This window comes from Herbiconiux ginsengi (genome assembly GCF_900107435.1).
Taxonomy (GTDB): domain Bacteria; phylum Actinomycetota; class Actinomycetes; order Actinomycetales; family Microbacteriaceae; genus Herbiconiux; species Herbiconiux ginsengi.
The window spans coordinates 1,307,102-1,328,069 of record NZ_FNPZ01000001.1 but is presented as its reverse complement, the minus strand read 5'-3'; the positions used below and the strand labels follow the sequence as shown (position 1 = coordinate 1,328,069).

General features: G+C 70.2%; 18 protein-coding genes. 3 read left to right on the top strand and 15 right to left on the bottom strand.

The window, feature by feature from the left end:
* Positions 1-88 precede the first annotated feature (88 nt).
* The 6 genes from nadC to BLW00_RS06355 all read right to left on the bottom strand — a co-directional run bounded on the left by nadC (position 89) and on the right by BLW00_RS06355 (position 6,883).
* Positions 89-946: a carboxylating nicotinate-nucleotide diphosphorylase gene (gene nadC, locus BLW00_RS06380; protein WP_092550705.1), complete on the bottom strand. Its 858-nt coding sequence runs from the start codon at positions 944-946 to the stop codon at positions 89-91.
* A complete protein-coding gene (gene nadB, locus BLW00_RS06375) occupies positions 946-2,751 on the bottom strand; it encodes an L-aspartate oxidase (RefSeq protein ID WP_092552096.1) in 1,806 nt (601 codons plus the stop codon). Before nadB ends, nadC begins: the two co-directional genes overlap by 1 nt.
* Before the next feature lie 98 nt (positions 2,752-2,849).
* On the bottom strand, positions 2,850-4,151 hold the full coding sequence (gene nadA, locus BLW00_RS06370) for a quinolinate synthase NadA (protein WP_407650953.1): 1,302 nt from the start codon (positions 4,149-4,151) through the stop codon (positions 2,850-2,852).
* Entirely contained in the window at positions 4,148-4,915 is a 768-nt protein-coding gene (locus BLW00_RS06365; RefSeq protein WP_092550702.1) for an NUDIX hydrolase, read from the bottom strand. The genes nadA and BLW00_RS06365 overlap by 4 nt, the downstream gene beginning before the upstream one ends.
* Before the next feature lie 138 nt (positions 4,916-5,053).
* Positions 5,054-5,899, bottom strand: a complete 846-nt coding sequence (locus BLW00_RS06360) for a hypothetical protein (RefSeq protein WP_092550699.1) — start codon at positions 5,897-5,899, stop codon at positions 5,054-5,056.
* A 195-nt stretch (positions 5,900-6,094) separates the two neighbouring features.
* Positions 6,095-6,883 carry a hypothetical protein gene (locus tag BLW00_RS06355; RefSeq protein ID WP_139256647.1) on the bottom strand — a complete coding sequence of 263 codons (789 nt, stop codon included), beginning with the start codon at positions 6,881-6,883 and terminating at the stop codon, positions 6,095-6,097.
* A gap of 106 nt (positions 6,884-6,989) precedes the next feature.
* On the opposite strand from BLW00_RS06355, the gene BLW00_RS06350 reads away from it, so the two are divergent.
* Positions 6,990-7,787: an HAD-IIA family hydrolase gene (locus BLW00_RS06350; protein WP_092550692.1), complete on the top strand. Its 798-nt coding sequence runs from the start codon at positions 6,990-6,992 to the stop codon at positions 7,785-7,787.
* Between the two features lie 100 nt (positions 7,788-7,887).
* Here the strand turns inward: BLW00_RS06350 and BLW00_RS06345 are convergent, their stop codons facing one another.
* From BLW00_RS06345 to BLW00_RS23370, 8 genes are all read right to left on the bottom strand, one after another.
* Positions 7,888-8,412, bottom strand: a complete 525-nt coding sequence (locus tag BLW00_RS06345; protein WP_092550689.1) for a GNAT family N-acetyltransferase — start codon at positions 8,410-8,412, stop codon at positions 7,888-7,890.
* 96 nt (positions 8,413-8,508) lie between these two features.
* Positions 8,509-10,815, bottom strand: coding sequence for a hypothetical protein (locus BLW00_RS06340; RefSeq protein ID WP_092550686.1), 2,307 nt, complete (start codon positions 10,813-10,815; stop codon positions 8,509-8,511).
* 96 nt (positions 10,816-10,911) lie between these two features.
* Positions 10,912-11,988: a glycoside hydrolase family 130 protein gene (locus BLW00_RS06335; protein WP_407650952.1), complete on the bottom strand. Its 1,077-nt coding sequence runs from the start codon at positions 11,986-11,988 to the stop codon at positions 10,912-10,914.
* Positions 11,988-12,845, bottom strand: a complete 858-nt coding sequence (locus BLW00_RS06330) for a carbohydrate ABC transporter permease (RefSeq protein WP_217634336.1) — start codon at positions 12,843-12,845, stop codon at positions 11,988-11,990. Before BLW00_RS06330 ends, BLW00_RS06335 begins: the two co-directional genes overlap by 1 nt.
* Positions 12,846-12,874: 29 nt before the next feature.
* On the bottom strand, positions 12,875-13,894 hold the full coding sequence (locus BLW00_RS06325) for a carbohydrate ABC transporter permease (protein WP_092550680.1): 1,020 nt from the start codon (positions 13,892-13,894) through the stop codon (positions 12,875-12,877).
* 8 nt (positions 13,895-13,902) lie between these two features.
* A complete protein-coding gene (locus tag BLW00_RS06320; protein WP_322788332.1) occupies positions 13,903-15,213 on the bottom strand; it encodes an extracellular solute-binding protein in 1,311 nt (436 codons plus the stop codon).
* Positions 15,214-15,255: 42 nt separating this feature from the next.
* Entirely contained in the window at positions 15,256-16,290 is a 1,035-nt protein-coding gene (locus tag BLW00_RS06315; protein ID WP_092550677.1) for a LacI family DNA-binding transcriptional regulator, read from the bottom strand.
* 118 nt (positions 16,291-16,408) lie between these two features.
* Positions 16,409-16,555, bottom strand: coding sequence for a hypothetical protein (locus BLW00_RS23370; protein WP_175494158.1), 147 nt, complete (start codon positions 16,553-16,555; stop codon positions 16,409-16,411).
* A 278-nt stretch (positions 16,556-16,833) separates the two neighbouring features.
* Here BLW00_RS23370 and BLW00_RS06310 point away from each other — a divergent pair, with 278 nt between their 5' ends.
* Both BLW00_RS06310 and BLW00_RS06305 read left to right on the top strand, forming a co-directional pair.
* Positions 16,834-18,114: an LCP family protein gene (locus BLW00_RS06310; RefSeq protein WP_245741327.1), complete on the top strand. Its 1,281-nt coding sequence runs from the start codon at positions 16,834-16,836 to the stop codon at positions 18,112-18,114.
* Positions 18,115-18,328: 214 nt separating this feature from the next.
* On the top strand, positions 18,329-18,874 hold the full coding sequence (locus tag BLW00_RS06305) for a DUF4190 domain-containing protein (RefSeq protein WP_175494157.1): 546 nt from the start codon (positions 18,329-18,331) through the stop codon (positions 18,872-18,874).
* 81 nt (positions 18,875-18,955) lie between these two features.
* Here BLW00_RS06305 and BLW00_RS06300 read toward each other — a convergent pair whose 3' ends face one another.
* On the bottom strand, positions 18,956-20,944 hold the full coding sequence (locus BLW00_RS06300; RefSeq protein WP_092550671.1) for a DUF2207 domain-containing protein: 1,989 nt from the start codon (positions 20,942-20,944) through the stop codon (positions 18,956-18,958).
* Positions 20,945-20,968 lie beyond the last annotated feature (24 nt).

Genomic DNA, 20,968 nt, shown 5'->3' with positions numbered 1-20,968 from the left:
TGCGGACGAGTGGAGGCCGCGCGGGCGCGAGCGGCCGCCACCGGCACGGGCGTGAGAGTGACGGGCGCGAGGGGCGCCAGCGCGGGGATCACGGCACGAAACCCACGTCGAGGCCGAGGTCGAGGGCGCGCACACTGTGCGTGAGGGCGCCCACCGAGATGATGTCGACGCCGGTCTCGGCGATCGCCGCCACCGTGCCGAGGTTCACCCCGCCGCTCGCCTCCACGAGCGCGCGGCCGGCGACCTGGGCGACACCCGCGCGGAGGTCGGCGAGGCCGAAGTTGTCGAGCATGATCGTGTCGACGCCTGCCGCGAGCACGGCGTCGATCTGCTCGAGCCGGTCGACCTCCACTTCGAGGTGCATGGTGTGCGACATCCGTTCGCGCACCGAGAGCAGGGCCGCCGTGACGTCGCCGCCGTGCTGGGCCGCGAGCACGGCGAGGTGGTTGTCCTTCGCCATCACGGCATCGGAGAGCGAGTAGCGGTGGTTGTGCCCGCCGCCGTCGCGCACGGCTTCGCGCTCGAGGGCGCGGAGTCCGGGCGTGGTCTTGCGGGTGTCGACGATGCGCGCCTTCGTGTGCGCGACCAGCCCCACGTACTCGGCGGTGAGGGTGGCGATGCCGCTCATCCGCTGCACCAGATTGAGGGCCACCCGCTCGCCGCGGAGCACGCCGCGAGCCGGTCCGGAGACGGTGGCGAGCACCGCCCCGGCCTCGAACGGCGACCCGTCGGCGAGGTGGAAGGTGGTGACGATGCGCGGATCGACCGCCGTCATCGTCGCTGCGAAGACGGCGGCACCACTGAACACGCCGGGCTCGCGGGCGTCGAGCGTGGCCTCGACCACGGCATCGCCGGGAATCAGCAGCTCGGAGGTGATGTCACCCCACGGCGCGTCCTCGGCGAGCGCGCGCGTGACGACGTCGTCGATGATCTGAGCGGTGAGCACTAGACGGTGACCTTCTCTGTGGGGTTCGCGGCGGGCGCGACGGATGCGCGTGCCCGAGCGGGTGCGGGAGCGACGGATGCGGGCGCCGGGGTGACGGACGCACTCGATGGAGCGGGCGCGGGCGCGGCATCGCGCCCCGCGGATGTGGCGTGGAGGGGCGCCTGCACCGTGATGTGGTGGGCGAACGGCGGCTCCGCGTCGGGGTGATCGGCACGGAAATGCGCCCCCCGCGACTCTTCGCGCGCGAGGGCGGCGGCGACGATCGCCCGCGCCAGCTGCAGCAGGTTCGCCGTCTCGCGCCGCTGGATCGAGGCATCCGCCGCGACGGGCAGATCCCAGCCGGCGAGGGTGTCGCGCGCCTCGCGGAGACCGGCGGCGTCGCGATGCACGCCGGCGTCTCGCCACATCAGCGTGTGCAGTTCCGCACGGCTCGGCTCGCGGGTCACGCGAGCGGATGCGTCGCCTGCCTCGGTCGCCACCGTGGTCACCGAATCGCCAAGAAACGCCGTAACGGTGGCCGGCATTCCGTCGGATTCTGGCGATTCGGCACCGGCCGGCACGCCGGCACGCGCGAGACGCTCGAGCGGGACCGTGTTCGGCAGGCCCGACCACAGGCGCGGGGCGCCGGACGGCGCGGCCGCATCGGAACGGATCGCCGCCGCCGCGCGGTGCGCGAACACGAGCGACTCGAGCAGCGAGTTCGACGCCAGCCGGTTCGCGCCGTGCACCCCGGTGCACGACACCTCTCCCACCGCGAAGAGCCCGGGGATCGAGGTGCGGCCGTCGAGATCGGTCGCCACGCCGCCCATCCAGTAGTGCGCGGCGGGCGCCACCGGAACCGGTTCGTGCGCCCAGTCGAAACCGTGCTCCCGGGCCGCGGCCGAGATGGTGGGAAACCGCCGCTCGAGCTCCGCAGCCCCGATGGCCGTGGCGTCGAGCACCACGGGCTTCCCGGTGCGGGCCATCTCCGAGGCGATCGCCCGGGCCACGACGTCGCGCGGCGCCAGTTCGGCCAGCGGATGCTCGCCCACCATGAACCGCTCCCCCGACGCGTTCCGCAGCACGGCGCCGTCGCCGCGCACGGCCTCCGACACGAGGAACGATCCGCTCACGGCGAGCGCGGTCGGGTGGAACTGCACGAACTCCACGTCGGCCAGCACTGCTCCGGCGCGCAGGGCCGCCGCCGCTCCGTCACCCGTCGTCACCGACGGGTTCGTCGTGTGCGGGTAGAGCTGCCCGATACCGCCGCTCGCCAGCACCACCGCGTCGGCGGTCAGCGTCTCGGCGATGCCGTCGCGCAGCACGGTGAGCCCGGTGGCGCATCCGTCGGTCACCACCAGATCGGCCACGAAGGTCTGCTCGAGCACCCGGGTGGCGGAGGCGCGCACAGCCCGCACGAGCGCCCATTCGACCTCGTAGCCCGTGGCATCGCCGCCGGCGTGCAGGATGCGGTGGAACGAATGCGCGCCCTCGAGCCCGGCATCGAAGTCGGCCGCGGGGTCGTCGTGCTGTCGGTCGAAGTCGACGCCCCAGCGGATGAGATCGCGGATGCGCGCGGGCCCCTCCGCGCAGAGCACCTGCACGGCCGCCGGGTCGCTGAGCCCGGCGCCTGCCACGAGGGTGTCGGCGACGTGCGAGTCGACGGTGTCGCCCGGCATGACCGCCGCCGCGATGCCGCCCTGGGCGTAACGGGTGTTGCTCTCGTCGATGGTCGACTTCGTCACGATCGTCACGTCGTGCCGGTCGCCGAGCGCGAGCGCGGTCACGAGCCCGGCGACCCCGCTGCCCACGATCACGACGCGCATCCGCCGCTCCGCCGCATCCGATGTCACCGAATCGCCAGATTCCGACGGAATGCCGGCCTTCGTTGCGGCGTGTTGTGGCGACTCGGCGAAACGCTCGCTCATGGCCGGGCCGCGAGCATCCGCTCGAGGGCGACGCGGGCGGGAACCGCCACGTCGTCGCCCACCGTGATCTGGTTCACGACCCGGCCCGCCACGAACTCCTCGAGCACCCAGGCCAGGTAGCCGGGGTGGATGCGGTACATCGTCGAGCAGGGGCAGATCACGTCGTCGAGGCAGAAGATGGTGTGCTGCGGGTACTCGTTGGCGAGCCGCTGCACGAGGTTGATCTCGGTGCCGATGGCGAAGGTCGAGCCGGCCGGAGCCGCCTGGATGGCCTTCACGATGAAGTCGGTGGAGCCGGCCGCGTCGGCCGCGTCGACCACGGGCATCGGGCACTCGGGGTGCACGATCACGCGCACATCGGGGTGCTCTGCCCGGGCCTTCTCGACCTGGGCCACCGTGAAACGCTTGTGCACCGAGCAGAAGCCGTGCCACAGGATGACCTGCGCGTCGAGCAGGCCGGCCTCGTCATTTCCGCCGAGCGGCTTGCGCGGGTTCCACATCGGCATCCGCTCGAGGGGAACGCCCATGGCCTTCGCCGTGTTGCGGCCGAGGTGCTGGTCGGGGAAGAAGAGCACCCGCTGCCCGCGCTCGAAAGCCCACTCGAGCACCGTGGCGGCGTTCGAGGAGGTGCACACGATGCCGCCGTTGCGGCCGCAGAAGCCCTTGAGGTCGGCCGAGGAGTTCATGTAGGTGACCGGGATGATCGGAACCCGGCCCGACGCATCCGGCTCCGTTCCGTAGATCTCGCCGAGCTGCGCCCAGGCCTCCTCGACCGAGTCGATGTCGGCCATGTCGGCCATCGAACAGCCGGCCGCGAGGTTCGGCAGGATGACCGACTGCCCCGGGCGGGCGAGGATGTCGGCCGTCTCGGCCATGAAGTGCACGCCGCAGAACACGATCGCCTCGGCCTGCGGCACCGTGAGGGCAGCGTTGGCGAGCTGGAACGAGTCGCCCACGAAGTCGGCGTACTGCACCACCTCGTCACGCTGGTAGAAGTGGCCGAGCACCACCACGCGGTCGCCGAGCGTCTGTTTGGCGGCCCGGATGCGCGCATCCAGTTCGGCCTTCGACGCCGTCTTGTACTCCTCGGGCAGCTGGCCCTGGCGCGGAGCCTCGGCGGGGATCGGGTCGGCCATCGAGGCGCCGGGCCCGTAGGACGGAGCCGGCTGCAGGTCGAAGACCCACGGCCCCTCCGCGAGCTCAGGCGTACAGGTCGACGCGGTGACAGCGGGGTCGCCGGCCACGATCAGCTGGATCTCGGTGTCGACCGACATCGTCGCGGGAGCGGGTGCGTTCATGAGTTCGGCTTTCTGGAGGGGGCGTTCCCAGGCGAGAGCGGCCCGCGGTCGAGCGGGTCGATCGCCTGGTTGTAGCGATAGAGCTTCGGGGGGCGGTAGCTCGTGCCCGTCACGCGCTTGCCGGTGGGCACGATGGTGTTCGACGACTCGAGCTGGCGCCGGAAGTTCGCCGGGTCGAGCGAGCGCCCGAGCACCGCTTCGTGCACCTCGCGCAGTTCGGCCAGGGTGAAGGTGTCGCCGAGGAACGCGTGCGCGATGCGGCTGTATTCGACCTTGTTGCGCAGCCGCCAGAGCGCGTACTCGATGATGACGTCGTGGTCGAAGGCGAGATCGGGCAGGTCGTCGACCGAGAACCAGGCCACGTTCTCGCTCGCGCTGCTGCCGGCCGACTGGGTGACCTCATCCGAGTTCACCAGCGCCCAGTAGACGATCGAGACGACCCGCTCGTTCTGGCCGCGTTCGGCGGCGAGGCGCGCCTCCCCCGGCGAGCGGTCGAGGGTGCCGAACGCATAGAGCTGTTCGAGGTAGCTCGGTGCGAGCGCCGTGGTGGCCGCGAGGGTGCGGGCGGCGGCCGACTCGAGGTCTTCGTCGGCCCGGAGCGGCCCGCCCGGGAGCGCCCACTGCCCTTCACAGGGCGGGCGGATGCGCCGCACCAGCGGCAGCCAGAGCGACGGCAACTCGGTGGGCCGGTCGGGGCGGAGGGCGAAGATGACCGTCGAGACGGCGAGCGAGATCATCGCGTCGCGGTTCGTGAGATCGGTCATGGGTGGTCTTCCTGGTCGTGCCGCCCTAAAGGTTGTTTCGACTATAACCCTTAAAGTCGCAATGACACAAACCAGGAGGCGAGATCCCGCGATTCCCGGAGCGCGGGACCTCGCTGAACGGCCGGGGTCACGTGCTCCTCAGCCCACGGGAGCGAGGGGGCCGACCGGGAGGCAGTAGTCCGGATGGCTGGCATCGGGGCAGTAGGTCTCCGACGGACCTCCGCCGTCCGGAGGCGGGAAGGTGTGCATGGCCGGCGCGTCAGCGGGGCCGCCTCCGTCAGGCCGCTGCTCGGGCTCCGCGGCCTGCTGCTCCGCGGCGAAGGCGGCCTCGGAGTCCTGCACCGCGAGCAGCTTCGCCACGAGGTCGAGCACCTGGCGCGGGGTGTCGTCGGTGGCCGAGATCTGGGCCTGCTGGTCGACGATGGCGAGGTAGAGGGCGTCTCGGAGCGCCGGGTCAGCGTTCGGCGCTTCGTCGTTGACCACGCGGATGGCGCTCTCCACCACACCTTGGCGAACGGAGTGCGTCGACGCCAGGAACCCGTCGATGTCGGCGGCGATCCGTGCCGCGTCGACATGTGCTCCGGATGCGCTCATCGCCCCGACGTCGGCCTCGAGCGTCGCGGTCGCCTGGTCGAGGGCCGCGCGAGCCTCGACGGGGGTGAGGCCCGCCGTGCCCTCGGAGAGGGTGTGCCCCGCGGTCACGAGGGCTCCGGCCAATGGGTCGACCGCGGCGGGCGCAGGGCTCGGCGCCGGCGTGGGTGTCGGCGACGGTGTCGGCGTCGGGGTCGTGTCCGAGCCGGAACTCGGCACACGGGTCGACGTGGACGCACCGGCGGCGGCCGTGGAATCCGACGCACCCGCTTCGGCGGAACCCGGGCCCACGCATCCGGCGACCGCGGTCACCATCCCGATCGCCACGGCGGCGATCAGCAGGATGCGCAGACCTCGATACCGCCCGGCTTGCGTGATGCGGGCTGCTGGCATCGGTTCTCCTCGAGTCGGAGCGTCCCCACGCACGGGTACTCTACCGCCCGGCTGTGCCGCTCCGGAAGGCAACGGCCGTCGCATGCGATCGACTCGGCGGGAACCCGCAAATCCGCAGACGAGCGAGGTTCAGCGGGTGCTGCACGGCCAAGCGGACCGTGCGGCCACCACCCCGTCGACCTCCCGCTCGTCAGTTCAGCAACCCGGCCCCGACGGCGGCGGGGTGACGTCCTGGGGCTCACCCGTGAGGGGGTCGGTGATGTGCAGCGGCGGCCAGTGGTAGCAGAAGGGAATCTCCGTGTAGGTCGGGCCCGATCCGCCGCCGGAGGCGGATTCGCCGTCCGCCGCACTCTGCTCGGCCGCTTCCCGGGCCGCAGCGCCGGCCGCCTGCGCGTCCTGCGCGGCCCGCGTCTTCGCCACGAGCTCGAGGAGCTGGCGCGGGGTGTCGTCGGTCGCCGGGCCCGCGGCCTGCTGCGCCACGACGGCGAGGTACAGGTCGTCGCGCACGGCCTGGTCGGCATCGGGCGTCTCCTCGTTCAGCACACGCGAAGCGGTGTCGACCACCCCCTGCCGCACGAGCTGCGCCGCCGCATAGAGCGCCGCGATGTCGGCGGCGATGCGCGCCTCGTCGACCGGGGGCGTCGCCTGGCTCGCGGCCGGACCGCCGGCCGCCGAGAGCTGCGCGACCTGCACATCGGCATCGAGCTGCTGCACGGCGACGTCGAGCGTCGTTCGCGCCTCGACCGGCGCGAAACCCTCCGTGCCGGCGACGAGCGCCTTCCCGGCGGCCACGAGCGGCTCGGCCAGCGGATCGAGATCGACGACCTCCTCAATCGGCATGGGCGTCGGGGCGGACGCGGCAGCCTGGGTGGTGGCGACCGTCTCCGGTGCCGCGGAACCCGGCCCGGCACATCCGGTGACCGTGGCCGCCAGCACCAGAGCAGTGCACGCGCCGAGAAGCACGCGCGCGATGGACTTCGACATCATCTCCCCCTCGGGATTCATGCAGCCCCCCGGCCACGACGTGTGAACTCTACCCGTTCAGGCGGCCCCTGTAGCCTGGGGGCACGAACGGGAGAAGGAGGTCCGGATGACCGCGCGCGACGAGATCGAATGCTGGCTCACCGACATGGACGGCGTTCTCGTGCACGAGAACGCGCCGATCCAGGGCGCCGCCGAGCTGCTGCAGCAGTGGCGCGACCAGGGCAAGCCCTACCTCGTGCTCACCAACAACTCCATCTTCACGCCGCGCGACCTCTCGGCGCGGTTGCGCGCATCCGGTCTCGAAGTGCCGGAGGAGTTCATCTGGACGTCGGCCCTCGCCACCGCCGCGTTCCTCAAAGACCAGATGCCAGGCGGCAGCGCCTTCGTGATCGGCGAGGCCGGCATCACCACCGCGCTGCACGAGGCCGGGTTCATCATGACGGAGACGGCGCCCGACTACGTGGTGATCGGCGAGACGCGCAACTACTCCTTCGAGGCCATCACGAAGGCGATCCGGCTGATCGGCAACGGGTCGCGGTTCATCGTGACGAACCCGGATGCCACGGGGCCGAGCGCAGAAGGCCCGCTGCCCGCGACGGGTGCGATCGCGGCGCTCATCACCAAGGCCACCGGCAAGGAGCCCTACGTGGTGGGCAAGCCGAACCCGATGATGTTCCGCTCGGCGATGAACCGCATCGGCGCGCACTCCGAGAACACGGGCATGATCGGCGACCGGATGGACACGGATGTCGTGGCGGGCATCGAGGCCGGGCTGCACACGATCCTCGTGATGACGGGCATCAGCGACCAGGCCGAGATCGACAAGTACCCCTTCCGCCCCGACGAGATCCTCGCCTCCGTCGCCGACCTCGTCGACCCGGAGCCCGTCGAGACCGAGCTCTGAGGCGCCATCCCGCTGGCCTGACGCGATTTCGGGAGGAGCTGGGTGATACCGAGGTCCTATTCGGCCCCGGTCGCGTTCTCCTCCTCCCGAAACGGTGACGTCAGCGGAGCTCATGGGCCAGGAGGTCCATGAGCAGGGCGTCGTGCCAGGCGCGGCCGTCGGGGTCGCGCTCGTATTGGCGCATGATGCCGACGGGGCGGAAGCCGACCGCCACGTAGGCGCGGATGGCGGCTTCGTTGTCGGCGGCGGGATCGATCGTGATGCGATGGTGGCCGCGATCCCGGATGAGATGCGTGGCCAGCGTGCGCACGGCGTCGCGACCGAGCCCTCGGCGGTGCACCGCGGGGTCGAGGAAGATGTCGATCGACGCGTGCCGGTAGGTCGGCTCCGTCTCCTCGCTGTACTGGATCATGCCCACGATCGCGCCCTCGTGCCACACCGTGAACACCATGGCGTCGGGGTCGTCCCACGGCCACGGCGGTGCGGTGTCGTCGGCGCCCCACCGCGCCGCCACCTCGGGCGTCAGCCGGATGCGCCGCAACTCTGCGACGTCGTCGGCCCGCACGGGCGCGAGCACCACCCGCTCGCCCGCCAGAACGAGCCCCTCACCATCACCCGATTCCATGCGCAGACCGTACTCCCGCGGGGCGGAGCTTGAACTTCTTGCCCCTTCCGGCCCTAAAACTCGCGAAATAGGGCCGGAAGGGGCAAGAAGTCGGGGTCAAGGCTGGGTGAGCGCCAGGGCGTAGCCGCCCGGCGGGAGCCAGACCGTGGTGGGAGCGGTGATCGTGCGCTCGGAGACGAGCGCGCCGCCCCCGTCGTAGGAGCGCAGGGTCTGCAGGCCCGAAGCGCCGAGCGTCACGCGCTGCGGCACACCCAGGTTGTTCTGTGCGAGCTGCGCCGACGCGACCGCACCCGCTCCCGATGCCGATCCCGATCCCGATCCCGAGAACGTGCCGACCGCGGGGCGCACGAGCAGCGCATCCACGTCGACCTCCCCGGCGAGCGCCCGCACCTCGACCGAGTCGCGCGACGCGGGCACCGGAACCGTCAGGCGCTGCGGCAGCAGGGCTCCGGATGCCGCGGTGATGCCCTGCTCACCCACCGACGACGACAGCGCCCCGAGTGGCAGCCAACCGGTTCTCCAGAGCGACTTCGGCGTGGCCGCCGTGCCCTTCTCGACCTGCCAGACGACGGGTTCGACGACACGCAGCATCCCGTTCTCCGCCGTGCCGAGCGAGAACGTGGCCTTCTGTCCTTTCTGGAGCGCGAGGTACGAACCGCTCCACGACGACTCCTCCGTCCACGTCGACTCCGGGGTGACGACCGTACCCGTGGTCGACGTCGCGTCCTCCGCCTCGATGACCCGCAGGCCGTCGCGCGCATCGAGGGTCGTCAGCGACTGCGCCATCGCCGAAACCGACGGATGCGCATCCAGCGCCAGCATCGACAACAGCCCGTGGATCGTGCTCTCGGCTCCCGAGTTGCGGTTGATCGACCCGTCGGGCTGGATGCCGTCGTAGGTGACGCCCGTCGCGGGGTCGTACATCAGCGTGGCTGCGGGGTTCAGCCCGAAGAACCAGGCCGCCTGCAGCCCCGCGAGGTCGGCGAGACCGGGCAGGTCGGCCGCCTCTGCCGTGGCGAGCAGGTTCTGCAGCCGGGAGTCGGCGCCGTAGGCCAGCTGCACGCGCTCGGTGGGCGAGGGATACCGGGCGTTGTCGGGCCCGCCCGCCGTGAGCAACGTGGGAGCGAAACGCGCCGACTCCGTGATCGCCGGCTGCAGCAGCGAGTCGTCGTCGAGAGCGACGGATGCGCGTGCCAGTGCCCCCGCCATCTGCGACGACCACGCGTGCCACATCGAGCGCGACTCGGCCCACGGCAGGATCGCGCCGTACGGCCACGAACCCGCGCCGGACTGCGCGCCGTTCCGGGTGCCCGCTGCGGCGAGAGCGTCTGCGGCTCCCGTATCGTGCGACGACCCGCCGGAGCCGGCATCCGCCGCACTCGCGCCGGCATCCGCATCCGCATCCGCATCCGCAGAGCCTGCTCCCGCGCCATCCGCCGCCGCATCCTTCGCAGCGGCGTCCGTGGCCGCGGCATCCGCCGGATCCGCGAGCGCCGCTCCCGCACCCGGACCGGCCGGATCGGTCGTCGCGCTGCCCAGCGCCGCGATCCCCTCGGCGAGTTTCGCGAGGGCGTCGCGGGCCGCGACATCGGAGGGGGCCGCCGCCGTGTAGGCCGAGAGGCCGAGCACGGCCTCGGCCGTCGCATCCGCTCCGTCGACGATGAGCCAGGCCGGCACCGACACCCCGTCGGCCACGGCATACTGCCCGTAGCTGTCCAGCACCTCGCGGTCGACGGCGGCGACACCGAGCTGCACCCGTTCCTGGAGGAAGGCGGCGAACGACGGATCGACGTCGCGGAACGCCGCGAACCCCTCCCCGAGCGCCCAGAGCGAGCGGGCGAGCCAGTAGCTCTCGGCCGAGTCGCTCGGGTCGGGCAGCTCCACCGGCTCGGCGCTGGGGTTCAGCGAACCGTCGGGCTGCATCCAGAGCACGACGTTGCCGGCATCCGGCCCCTCCGTGGTCTGGAAGTAGGCCAGCGCCCGCAGCACTTCGTAGGCCTTCTGCCGACTCGCGTCGTCGCCCGTCTGCTGCCAGTGCCGCAGGTAGACCACGGCCGCGCGGGCCACGTCGTCGCTGTTGAAGGCGCCCTGCCCGTAGTCTCCGGTGGCCGCGTCGAGCGGCCCCCCGCCCACGCGCTCGAACGTGCCGCCGTCGCGGGCATCCGCATAGGTCCAGGGCAGGGTGATCGCGGGTTCGGTGTCGAGCCGGTAGCTCGAGTGCCCCGGCACCTCAGGGGGTGACACCTCGTCGAGCAAGAAGTCGAGGTGCGCCGTATTGGTGAGCGCCGCGCTCCCCGCCGATGGCGCAGCCGAGGCAGGCGAACTCGCCAGCGCGAGCCCTCCGATCAGAAGAGTCACGGATGCCGCACCAGCGGTCATCCGTCGAGCGAGCGAGTTCGTCATCGAACGTGCCTTTCGTCGTGTCGTTGCGCTGATCCGCGCGTTTTCGCGCTTCCGAACCGTCGGATGACGCCAAAACGTGCGGATCAGCGAGAGGGATCAGGTGTGGAGGAGGCGCGCCACGCCGATCTTCGAATCGGCCATGCCGTAGAAGACGTAGTGCTGTCCCGCGATCTCCTCGATAGCGGTGGGGAAGACGACGTTCGGCACGATGCCGCTGCGTTCGTCTTCGGTCTCCGGCTCGAGCAACGGTGTCGGGGTGCGCGCGATGACCCGGGACGGGTCGTCGGCATCGAGCAGCATGGCTCCGGCGGCATAGTTCACCTTCTGCTGCTGCGAGAACGCGCTGTCGATGGTGCCGGTGACGCCGTGGTGGATGAGCAGCCACCCTTCCGGCACCCGTAGCGGCGCGGGGCCGCCGCCGATCTTGAGCTCCTCGAAGGGGAACTCGGGCCCGGCGAGGAAGCGGTGCCGCGTCCAGCGCGTGAGCTCCGAGAGGTCGCGGGCGACGGCGGCGACGGGGACGTAGCTGATCCAGATGCTCTGTCGCGCATCCGTCACCCCCGCCGGCAGTCGCACGCCCTCGCCGGGCTTGGTCTCGCCGAGGTCCCACATCGGCCGGTGCAGCACCGCGAACGAGAGTTCGCCGTCGGGGGCCGCGACCGGAGTCGGGAAGAACACCGTGTCCTTGTTGTGGAAGAGACCGAGATCGATGTCGAGCGCATCGTCGTAGGCGAAGGTGACCGGGCCGAGCCGCTGCCAGGTGCGCAGATCGGATGACACGGCGATGGCCGTGCGTGGCCCGAGCGGCCCGTAAGCCACATAGGTCATGACGTGCAGCCCGAGGTCGGGCACGAAGGTCACCCGCGGGTCTTCGACGCCGGCGTTGTGCGCCCCGCGTTCGAACCCGCGATCGGGCGCGAGCACCACGCCTTCGCGTGCCACCCCCACCGGCACCCCGTCGTCCGAGAGCAGCACCCGGGCGAGGCCCACGCGCGACACGTTGCCGGTGGCGACGAGCCTCGGCAGCAGGTACAGCTCGCCGTCGGGCCCTCGTCCGGATGCCGGGTTCAGCACCCCCTCGGCCTCGAGCTCGTCGCCGGACAGGGGTTCCATCACGATCCCGATCCGCTCCAGGCGGTAAGGGACTGTTGTGGTGGTTGCGGGGGTCATCATTATCCTTTCACTCCCGATCCGAGGTCGTTCGAGACGAAGTAGCGCTGGAACACGATGAACAGCACCACGACCGGAGCCGCGAGCACCACCGCGCCGGCGAGGATCGCCCCGAACGGGTTGTCGGTCGACGCGGCGACCGTTGAGATGTAGTTGGCGAGCGACACCGCGAGCGGCTGCAGCGCCGCATCCTTGGTGATGAGGAAGGGCCAGAGGAACTCGTTCCAGGGCCCGATGAAGGTCAGCAGCACCGCGGTCACCAGCGCCGGCCGCACGAGCGGCAGGGCGATGCTCCAGAGCAGGCGGATCTCGCCCGCTCCGTCGATCCGCGCCGCTTCGAACAGCTCCTTGGGCAATTGCAGGAAGTACTGCCGGAAGATGATCACAGCGGTCGAGTTGATGGCAAAGGGCAGGATCATGCCCACGTGCGTGTCGGCGAGACCGTAGTCGCGGGCGATCAGCACGTAGAGCGGGATCTGCAGCAGCTGGAACGGGATGACCTGCACCAGCAGCGCCAGCGCGAACGTCGCGCGGGCTCCTCGCCACTTCAGCATCGCCAGCGCGTAGCCCACGAGAACACCGAAGATCACGGTGCACAGCAGCACTCCGCCGGTGAAGATGCCGGAGTTGATGAGACCCGTGCCGAGATTGATGCGCTCGTTCACGTTCACGAAGTTGTCGAACGTGAGGTTCGAGGGGTTCGGGAAGGCGCCGGCGAGGGTGGGATCGGGGTCTTTCTGCAGGGCCCCCACCACCATGTAGTAGAAGGGGAACAGGAAGACCAGTGCCCCGAGTCCGAGCACGACGCCGCGCAGCACGAGTTGCGCGCGCGACCAGCCGTGCGGCCTCTGGTGATGCATCCGCGCTGCACGTTCCTGGGTGATCTCGGTCATGAGTCCCTCTCCCCCACGAGTCGGTTCTGGATGAAGGCGATGATCAGCACGCCGATCACGAGCACGACGCCGATGGCGGAGGCGACATCCGGTTGACCCTGCTGGATTCCGAGCTGGTACATCAGCAGCACCGGGCTGGCCGAGGCGCCGTTCGGCCCGCCACCTCCGGTGAGCAGATAGGGCTCGGTGAACAGGTTGGCTCCCGTGACGGTCGACACCAGCAGCACCAGCAGCGTCGCCGGCCGCACGCCCGGCACGGTGACCGAGAAGAACTGACGGATGCGCCCGGCCCCGTCGGTCGCGGCCGACTCGTAGAGCTCTTTGGGCACGTTCTGCAGCGCCGCCAGGTAGAGCAGGATGTAGAACCCCAGCTGCTTCCAGGTGACGTAGATGGCGATCACCGGCATCGCCAGGTTCTCGTTGATCAGCCACGACGGGCTCGGCGCCAGCGGCCCGAGGATCGAGTTGACGAGACCGTTGCCGTTGAACAGGAACAGCCACACCGCGACCACGGCGACACTCGCCGTGACGTAGGGCACGTAGAAGCTCACCCTCAGGAAGGTGCGGGCGTGCACCACCTTGTTGAGCGCACTCGCGAGCAGCAGCGAGAGCACCACCGTGAGCGGCACGTTGATGAGCAGGAAGATGCCCACGTTGCCGAACGACCGGATGACGGCCGGGTTGCTGAACGCGGCGACGTAGTTGTCGAGGCCCACGAAGGGGCGATCCGGATTCGCGCCCGGGGCGGCGAAGAAGAAGTCGTGGAACGAGATCCAGACCGAGTAGACGATCGGGAACGCGAAGACCGCGAGCACGAAGAGGAGGTAGGGCGAGCTGAACAGCAGGCCCAGGGGCTGGCGCCCGAAGATGCGGTGCGCGACAGACCGCTTGGCGCGGGGTGAGCCGGAGCCCGAGCCCTTGCCCTTGCCCTTGCCCTTGCCCTTGCCCGACGCCGGGCCCGTCGCCCCGGTGCGCGAGGGCACCGGGGCGCGGGGATCACTGACGGTGGAGGTCATCGCACGGCCTAGGGCTGCGTCGCCAGCTGATCGATCTTCGTGGCGACATCGGTGAGCGACTGGCCCACGTCACCCTCGCCGAAGATCACGGACTTGCTCCAGGCATCCCGGAACGCCTGCATGATCTGCACGGTGTTCGGGCCACCCGGAACCTCGACGGTGCGGCTAGCCTGGTCGCCGAAGGCCTGATAGGCCGGGTTCGCCGCGAAGTAGTCGGCGTAAACGGTCGGCAGATCCTGGCGGAGCGGCATCTGGCCGGTGGTCTCGAGGAACTTGCCGTCCTGATCCTCGCTGGTGGCGAACTTCAGCACGTTCCAGGCGGTGCCCTTGTTCTCGCAGGCGCTGAACAGGCCGACGTTCTTGGCGTCGCTGAAGGTCCAGACGTCCTTCGGATCGGTGGCCTCGGGGGTCGGGACCGGCACGGAACCGAAGTTCACGCCGTCGTAGACCGAGATGGCCCACGGACCGACGATGGCCATGGCGGCCTGCCCGTCGGCGAAGGCATCACCCTGGTACTGCTCCTGGCCGGCCAGTTTCTGGTCGTAGAGGTCGCGCCAGAATTGCGCGACCTCGGTGCCCTTGTCGTCGGCGAAGGTCGCCTTGCCGTCTTCGATCAGCGGCGTTCCGCCGGTGGCTGCGGCGTAGAGCGGCATGAAGTCGAACTGCATCTGGAAGAACTCGCTCGTCGGAGCGGGCTGGATGGCGAAGGGCGCGACGCCCGCATCCACCAGCGTCTTCGAGGTGGCGATGAAGTCGTCGTAGGTCGACAGCTTCGGGTTCTCGGGGTCGAGGCCGGCCGCGGCGAAGAGATCCTTGTTGTAGAAGATGACGACGGGGTTGGACTTCCACGGCAACTGGAAGTAGTCGCCGTCGGCGTTCTGGTATTGCTTCGCGATGTCGCCCGAGCGTTCCTCGATGTAGGAGGCGCCGTCGTCGAAGTCGCTGAGGTTCACCAGCCCGCCCTGCTTCTCGAACTGGCCCACCGCGCTGGGAGCGGTGTTGAAGACAAGACAGGGAGCGTTGCCGGCGGTGATGGCGGCGCCGATCACCTCTTCGCTCGACTTGCCGGCCGGAATCTCCTGCCCGGTGATCTTCTGGTCGGGGTTCTCGGCGTTCCAGGCTTCCACCATCTGCTTGCCCCACTCGAGTTCGGTGGCGTTGTTCGAATACCAGATGGTGATGGGTCCGGTGGCGGTGAGATCGCCGGCGGCGCCGCCGCCTCCGCTCCCGCCGGAACATGCTGCGAGGCCGATTCCCGCGACGGCCGCCAAGGCGACGGCCAGCACGCGCTTCGACCTCTTCACTGAGGATGTCTGCACGATGGTGCTCCTTTCGGTGGCGGCCACGGAGGCCGCGATTCTTCAGGCCCGGACGGGCCCGGTCGAGGCGCGCGTGATGACACGTGCGGGTTCGAGATCGATGTCGGCGGCGACGCCGGTGGTGGTCAGACGCAAGAGGGCGTGGGCCGCGGCCTCGCCCCAGGCGAGCGGATCGGTGCGCACCGAGGTGAGGGCGGGGTAGACATAGCGGGCGAGCTCGGAGTCGTCGAAACCCGTGATCGAGAGGTCGTCGGGCAGGCGGAGCCCTCGCTCGTGGGCGACGCCGATGCCCGCGATGGCCATCGGGTCGTTGCCGTAGACGACGGCGGTGGGCGGCTCGGCCAGGTCGAGCAGGGTCTCGGTGGCGGATGCGCCCTGCGCCGCCGTGAAGTCGGTCTCGATCACGAGGTCGGCCGGCAGACCCGCCGCCTCGAGCGTCGCGGCGAAGGCGGCGTTGCGGCGGGTGGCGTGCAGCATCCGGCGCGGCCCGATGACGTGCGCGATGCGGCGGTGGCCCAGATCGATGAGGTGCTGGGCGGCGGCCACGATGCCGGGTGTGTCGTCGAGGCTGACCGCGGGGAACGCATCCGGGTCGCCCGCGTGAGAGCCTTCGGGGCGACCGAGGGTGACCGCCGGCATCCCGAGTTCACGGAGCAGTGGGATGCGCGAGTCGTCGTGCCGCAGGTCGGTGATGAAGACGCCGTCGACCCGGGCGTCGGCGGTGAGTGTGCGGTAGACGGTGGCTTCGTGCTGCTCGTCGGCGACGACGCTGAGCACGAGCGCGCGGCCCTCCTGCAGCAGCACGCGCTCGACGCCCGCGATGAAAGACGGGAAGAAGGGATCGGCACCGAGGATCTCGGGGTCGCGGGCGATGACGAGGCCGAAGGCGTAGGAGGTGCGGGTGGAGAGCGAACGGGCCGAGAGGCTCGGCCGGTAGTCGAGCTCGCGAGCGACGGTGAGGATGCGATCGCGGGTGTCGGGTGAGACGCCGGGCCGGTCGTTGAACGCGAACGAGACGAGGCCCTTGCTGACGCCGGCGGCCTTGGCGACATCGTTGATCGTCGCTTTGCGCTTCATCGCCGACCTCCCGGTGCTGCTGGGACGGCGAGGGAGCTCGCCGTCGAGTCCACCGGTCTGAACCGGTTTAGGCCAAAGCTATACCGGTTTAGATCCCCCCGCAAGGGGGGTGTGCGGATCAGTGTGCGGTGAACCGCTCCTCGGGGTCGCGGTCGGCGGCCGTGCGGCGCGGCATCCGACGGTATCCGTCGCGGGCGACCGCCCGTACGGCGGCGGCGACCCCGACGAGAGCGAGGATGCCGAGGAACACGAGTACGATAGTCATGGCAGTAACGCTATGGCCGTCTCGAAATGGCCACCAGTAGGCACTATGCCGTTCTGCGTCGAATTCCTGCCATCCATCGGATGTCGCCTGCCCCCTCCACCTCCGCTGGTGCCGCTGTGCGGTTGCCCGAATGGGCTCCCGCGCGCCCGCTGTCGACCCGTTCGCGCTCCCTCGCGGGCGGCGCGCACCCCTCGCCACCTGGGAAAACCCCCGATGGCCTGCCGAATGCGTGGGTTAGGCTCGACGGTCGAAGACCTCCCGACCCGAAGGACAGCCATTTGAACACCAGCGACCGACGCCCGAGACGGCACCGCTCCGGGCCGATCCGGCACGGTCGCCAGCGCACCCCTTCGCCCGTCGGGGCGATCCTCAAAGGGCTCGCCGTGGTGCTGGCCGTCGCCCTCGTGAGCATCGGTTCGGTCGCGGCCTACGCGATCAACAGCCTCGCCCAGCAGGTCACCGCCAACGCCGTCGACCTCGGCGGCGGAACCGACGCGGCACCCCCGCCCCCGCCGGTGCTCGGCGCTTTCGAGGGCGGCTTCAACCTCCTGGTGGTGGGCACCGACAACGATCCCAACCAGGGCGACAGCTTCGGTGAGCGGGATGCCACGCTCAACGACGTCAACATCCTGCTGCACGTCTCCGCCGACCACAAGAACGCCGTGGTGGTGAGCTTTCCGCGCGACCTCGTGATCTCCCATCCGGAGTGCACCGACCCCGACACGGGCGAGGTCTTCGACGCGATGAGCGCGCAGCCGCTCAACGACGCCTGGGAGCGCGGCGGGCTGGCGTGCGTCAACTCCACCATCGAGAACCTCACCGGGCTCGACATCAACTACGCCGCCGCCACCTCCTTCGACGGCGTGATCGAGATGACCAATGCGGTCGGCGGCGTGCCGGTGTGCCTCAACGAGCCGATCTTCGACGCAGACTCCGGTCTCGACCTGCCCGCCGGCACCAGTGTGATCGAGGGCCAGATGGCGCTCTCGTTCCTGCGCAACCGGCACGGCGTCGGCGACGGAAGCGACCTCGCCCGCATCGCCTCGCAGCAGCAGTATCTCTCGTCGATGGCCCGCACGCTGAAGAGCGCGAACACGCTGACCGACATCACGAAGCTCTACGGGCTGGCCCAGGCGGCCGCGTCGAACATCAAGCTCTCGACCTCGCTGTCGAGCCTCGACTCGATGGTGTCGCTCGCGCTCACGATGAAAGACGTCGACCTCAACAACATCGTCTTCGTGCAGTACCCGTCCGGCAGTTCCTCCGCCGACCCGAACAAGGTCGTGCCGGTGCAGGATCTGGCCGACGAACTCTTCGCGAAGGTGCAGGCCGACCAGCCGTTCACGCTGGCTGACGACTCCACCGGCACGGGCTCCACGGTCGTGCCCACCGATCCGGCCACCCCGGCCGATCCGGGCACGGAGACCCCCGCCACGGATGCGCCGGCCACCGACGCACCGGCCACCAATGCACCGGTCGAGGCGGCTCCCGAGGTCATCGACGGGCTCAAGGGTCAGACGGCGGCCGAGCAGACCTGCGCGAGCGCGTTCAGCGACTGATCAGTCGTCGCGCGGCATCCTCCGTGCGGGTCACGCGATTTCGGGAGGAGCTGAGCGACACCGAGCCCGAATACGGGGTCGCTTCTGCTCTCCTCCTCCCGAAACGACGGCGGCCGGGGTCCAACCGCGGAATCGTGCGCGCTCATCCTGCGGTACCACGAGGATGAGCCTGCGGTCGGATGCCCGGATGCGGCGCCCTTCGTAGCGTTGAACCATGACGAACGACACCCCCACCCCCGAGTCCTCCCCCACCTCCGCCTCCACGGAGGGCGGCGCCACCGAGACCACCGAGATCTTCGGCGGCACTGCGCCGACCGCCGCCGGAACGTTTCCTGCCGCCGACACCGGAACTCTCCCCGCCGCCGGGACGCTCCCGGCCAGCGCCACAGCCACAGCCACGCTGCCGCCGCCCGCCCCCGCCTCCGTTCCTCTCTACCCCGGCTACCAGGCGCCGGCCGCACCCCAGCCGCCCGCGGCGCCGGCACCCCAGCCGGCCCAGCTCTACCCGCCGCAGCCGAAGACCAACATCCTCGGCATCATCACGCTCGTGCTCGGAATCCTGGGCTTCGGCGTGGTTCCCGTGATCACGGGCCACATCGCGCTGAGCCAGATCAAGAAGACCGGCGAAGACGGCCGAGGCCTCACCCTCGCGGGCCTCATCCTCGGCTACGTCACCGTGGCCGGCTGGCTGCTGGTGGCCTTCTTCTGGGTGGCCGTCGCCGGGTTCGCCCTGATCGGAGCCGCGGCGAGCTCCTACTGACCGGCCTCCGTCGACGGCGCGCTGAGCGCGCATCCGGGGGCGAGGGCGTCTTCCGCCCCGGGGCGGGGGAGTCTGGTCAGGTCAGACACCCCCGCCTCCGCCACCTCCGCCGCCCCCGCCGGAGAAGCCGCCCCCACCCGAGAAGCCGCTCGAACTGCTCGATGAACTCCCCGAATAAGCGGTGGAGGCGGTCGACGAGAGCGAGCCGATCGCGGATGCGAAGAGGTAGGCGTTGAAGGCTCCCGAGCCTCCGCCGTACCAGTCGGGCTGGCTGCCGAGACTCTCGTAGTAGGTGCCGAGCACCTTCGCCCACTCCGATTCGAGGCCGAGCAGCACCGCGTAAGGCAGCAGCTTCTCGTAGAGCTTCACCACCTGGCCCCAGTCGGGCGCGTTCACGCCGGTCTTCAGGGCCCCTTCGGGAGACTGCAGCATCTTGTAGCGATCTTCTTCCGCCCAGTCGATGTACATCTCGATGCCCCGGATGTAGTCGCGCAACTCCGAGCCCTTGGCCGTGAGGGGGTTGCGGAAGGCCGCGCCCACCACCACGAAGATCGCGAAGAACCCGAACACGAAGAACAGCATCGGCAGCCCGCCGCCGAAATCGTCGTTGAGCGAGAGCGCGCCGCTCACGAAACCGATGGCCGCGAGCACGATGGTGGCCACGAGCAGCAGGCTGCCGGCGAGCCGCACTCCCGACTTCATGTAGCCCTCGGCGAAGGCCCGCTTCTTCGTGGCCTGCATCACGGCATAGATCGACTTCGACAAGGCCGTGTCGTTCTTCTTCAGCTCCCGCCAGGTGCCGGGTGCGAGTTCGGAGCCGAACAGCGTTCGCACCAGGTGGATCTCGCTCGGGTTGAGGCCTTGCGCGGTGAGCAGTCGCAGCCAGTAGACGGTCTTCGTGCCGAACACCGCGTCTTGCTCCTGCTCGACGATCTGGATGTTGTGTCGCACCGCATAGTCGACGAACGAGGCCGCAGCAGCCCGCGGCGTCTTCTTCATCACGACGGAGGCGATGAGGATGTCGGCGCCCGGCGGCGGTGTGTATTCGGGGATGACGACCGGCCGGCCCGGCGCATCCCGCAACCCGATGATGCGGTAGAACACCGCGAACACAGCAGCGCCGACCGCCAGGATCGTGCTGATCAGCTGCACCCAGCTGGAACCGCCCGCGAGGTAGGAGGTGTCGCGCTCGGTGAAGGTGTGCGGCTGGAAGGCGATGCCGATGGTCACGTTGTCGCCCGGCGCCAGGCTCTCGTTGCGGGTGGTGAACACCGCGGTGTCGCCCTGATCGGTGCGCTCGATCGCGCACGCGCTGCCGGAGCCCTCGGGCCCGACGAAGCACCCCGTGTCGCCGGTGAGCGCGCCGGTGAGGTTCGCCGGCACCGTGGTCGTGGTGGTGTGCACCGCGAAGGGCTGCCGCCAGAGGGTGCCGTTGGTGTCCCAGTAGAACTCGTCGTCGTCGGTGTTCGAGAAGTAGGCCGTGACGTCTTTCTGCGTGTAGCTCAGCACGTAGGTCTGCTCGCCGTGCACGAAGTCGTCGCCCGCGATGGTGACGATGAGGTTCTCGTCGTCGGTCTCGGTCTCGTATTCGCGGGGCGCGCCCGTCGCATCCGTCACCGAGGTCAGGGTGAGCTGGGTCGGATGCCCCTGGTAGTCGAGCGGGATGGCGCGCTGGATGCCGTGGTTCTGATCGAAATCGGGGAACTCCGCCACGAAGGTCTCGGTGGTGGCGAGGGTGGAGTGGCCTTCGGCGTCGATGCCCAGATCGTAGCGGGCGTCGAAGGAGGCGAAGGTGAAGTCGTTGACGTCGCCGGGTGCGGCGGCGAGCGGCGCGACAGGAGCCGCGGCCCCCGGGGCCGACGCCAGAGACGGGGCCGACGCCAGAGACGGGGCCGACGCCAGAGCCGGAGACGGGGCCGAGGCCGGAGACGGCGACGGCGCCGGCGCCGCAGAGAGAGCGGCGGCGGAGGCAGCCGGCGCTGCGGCGAAGGCGGCCGCTCCGAGGGCGAGCGCGAGCGCGGCGAGCGCCCCGAGCGCGGGGACTCTGAGCTTCTGGGCGACGTTCTTCATCGACCTCACTCTAGCCGGGGCCGC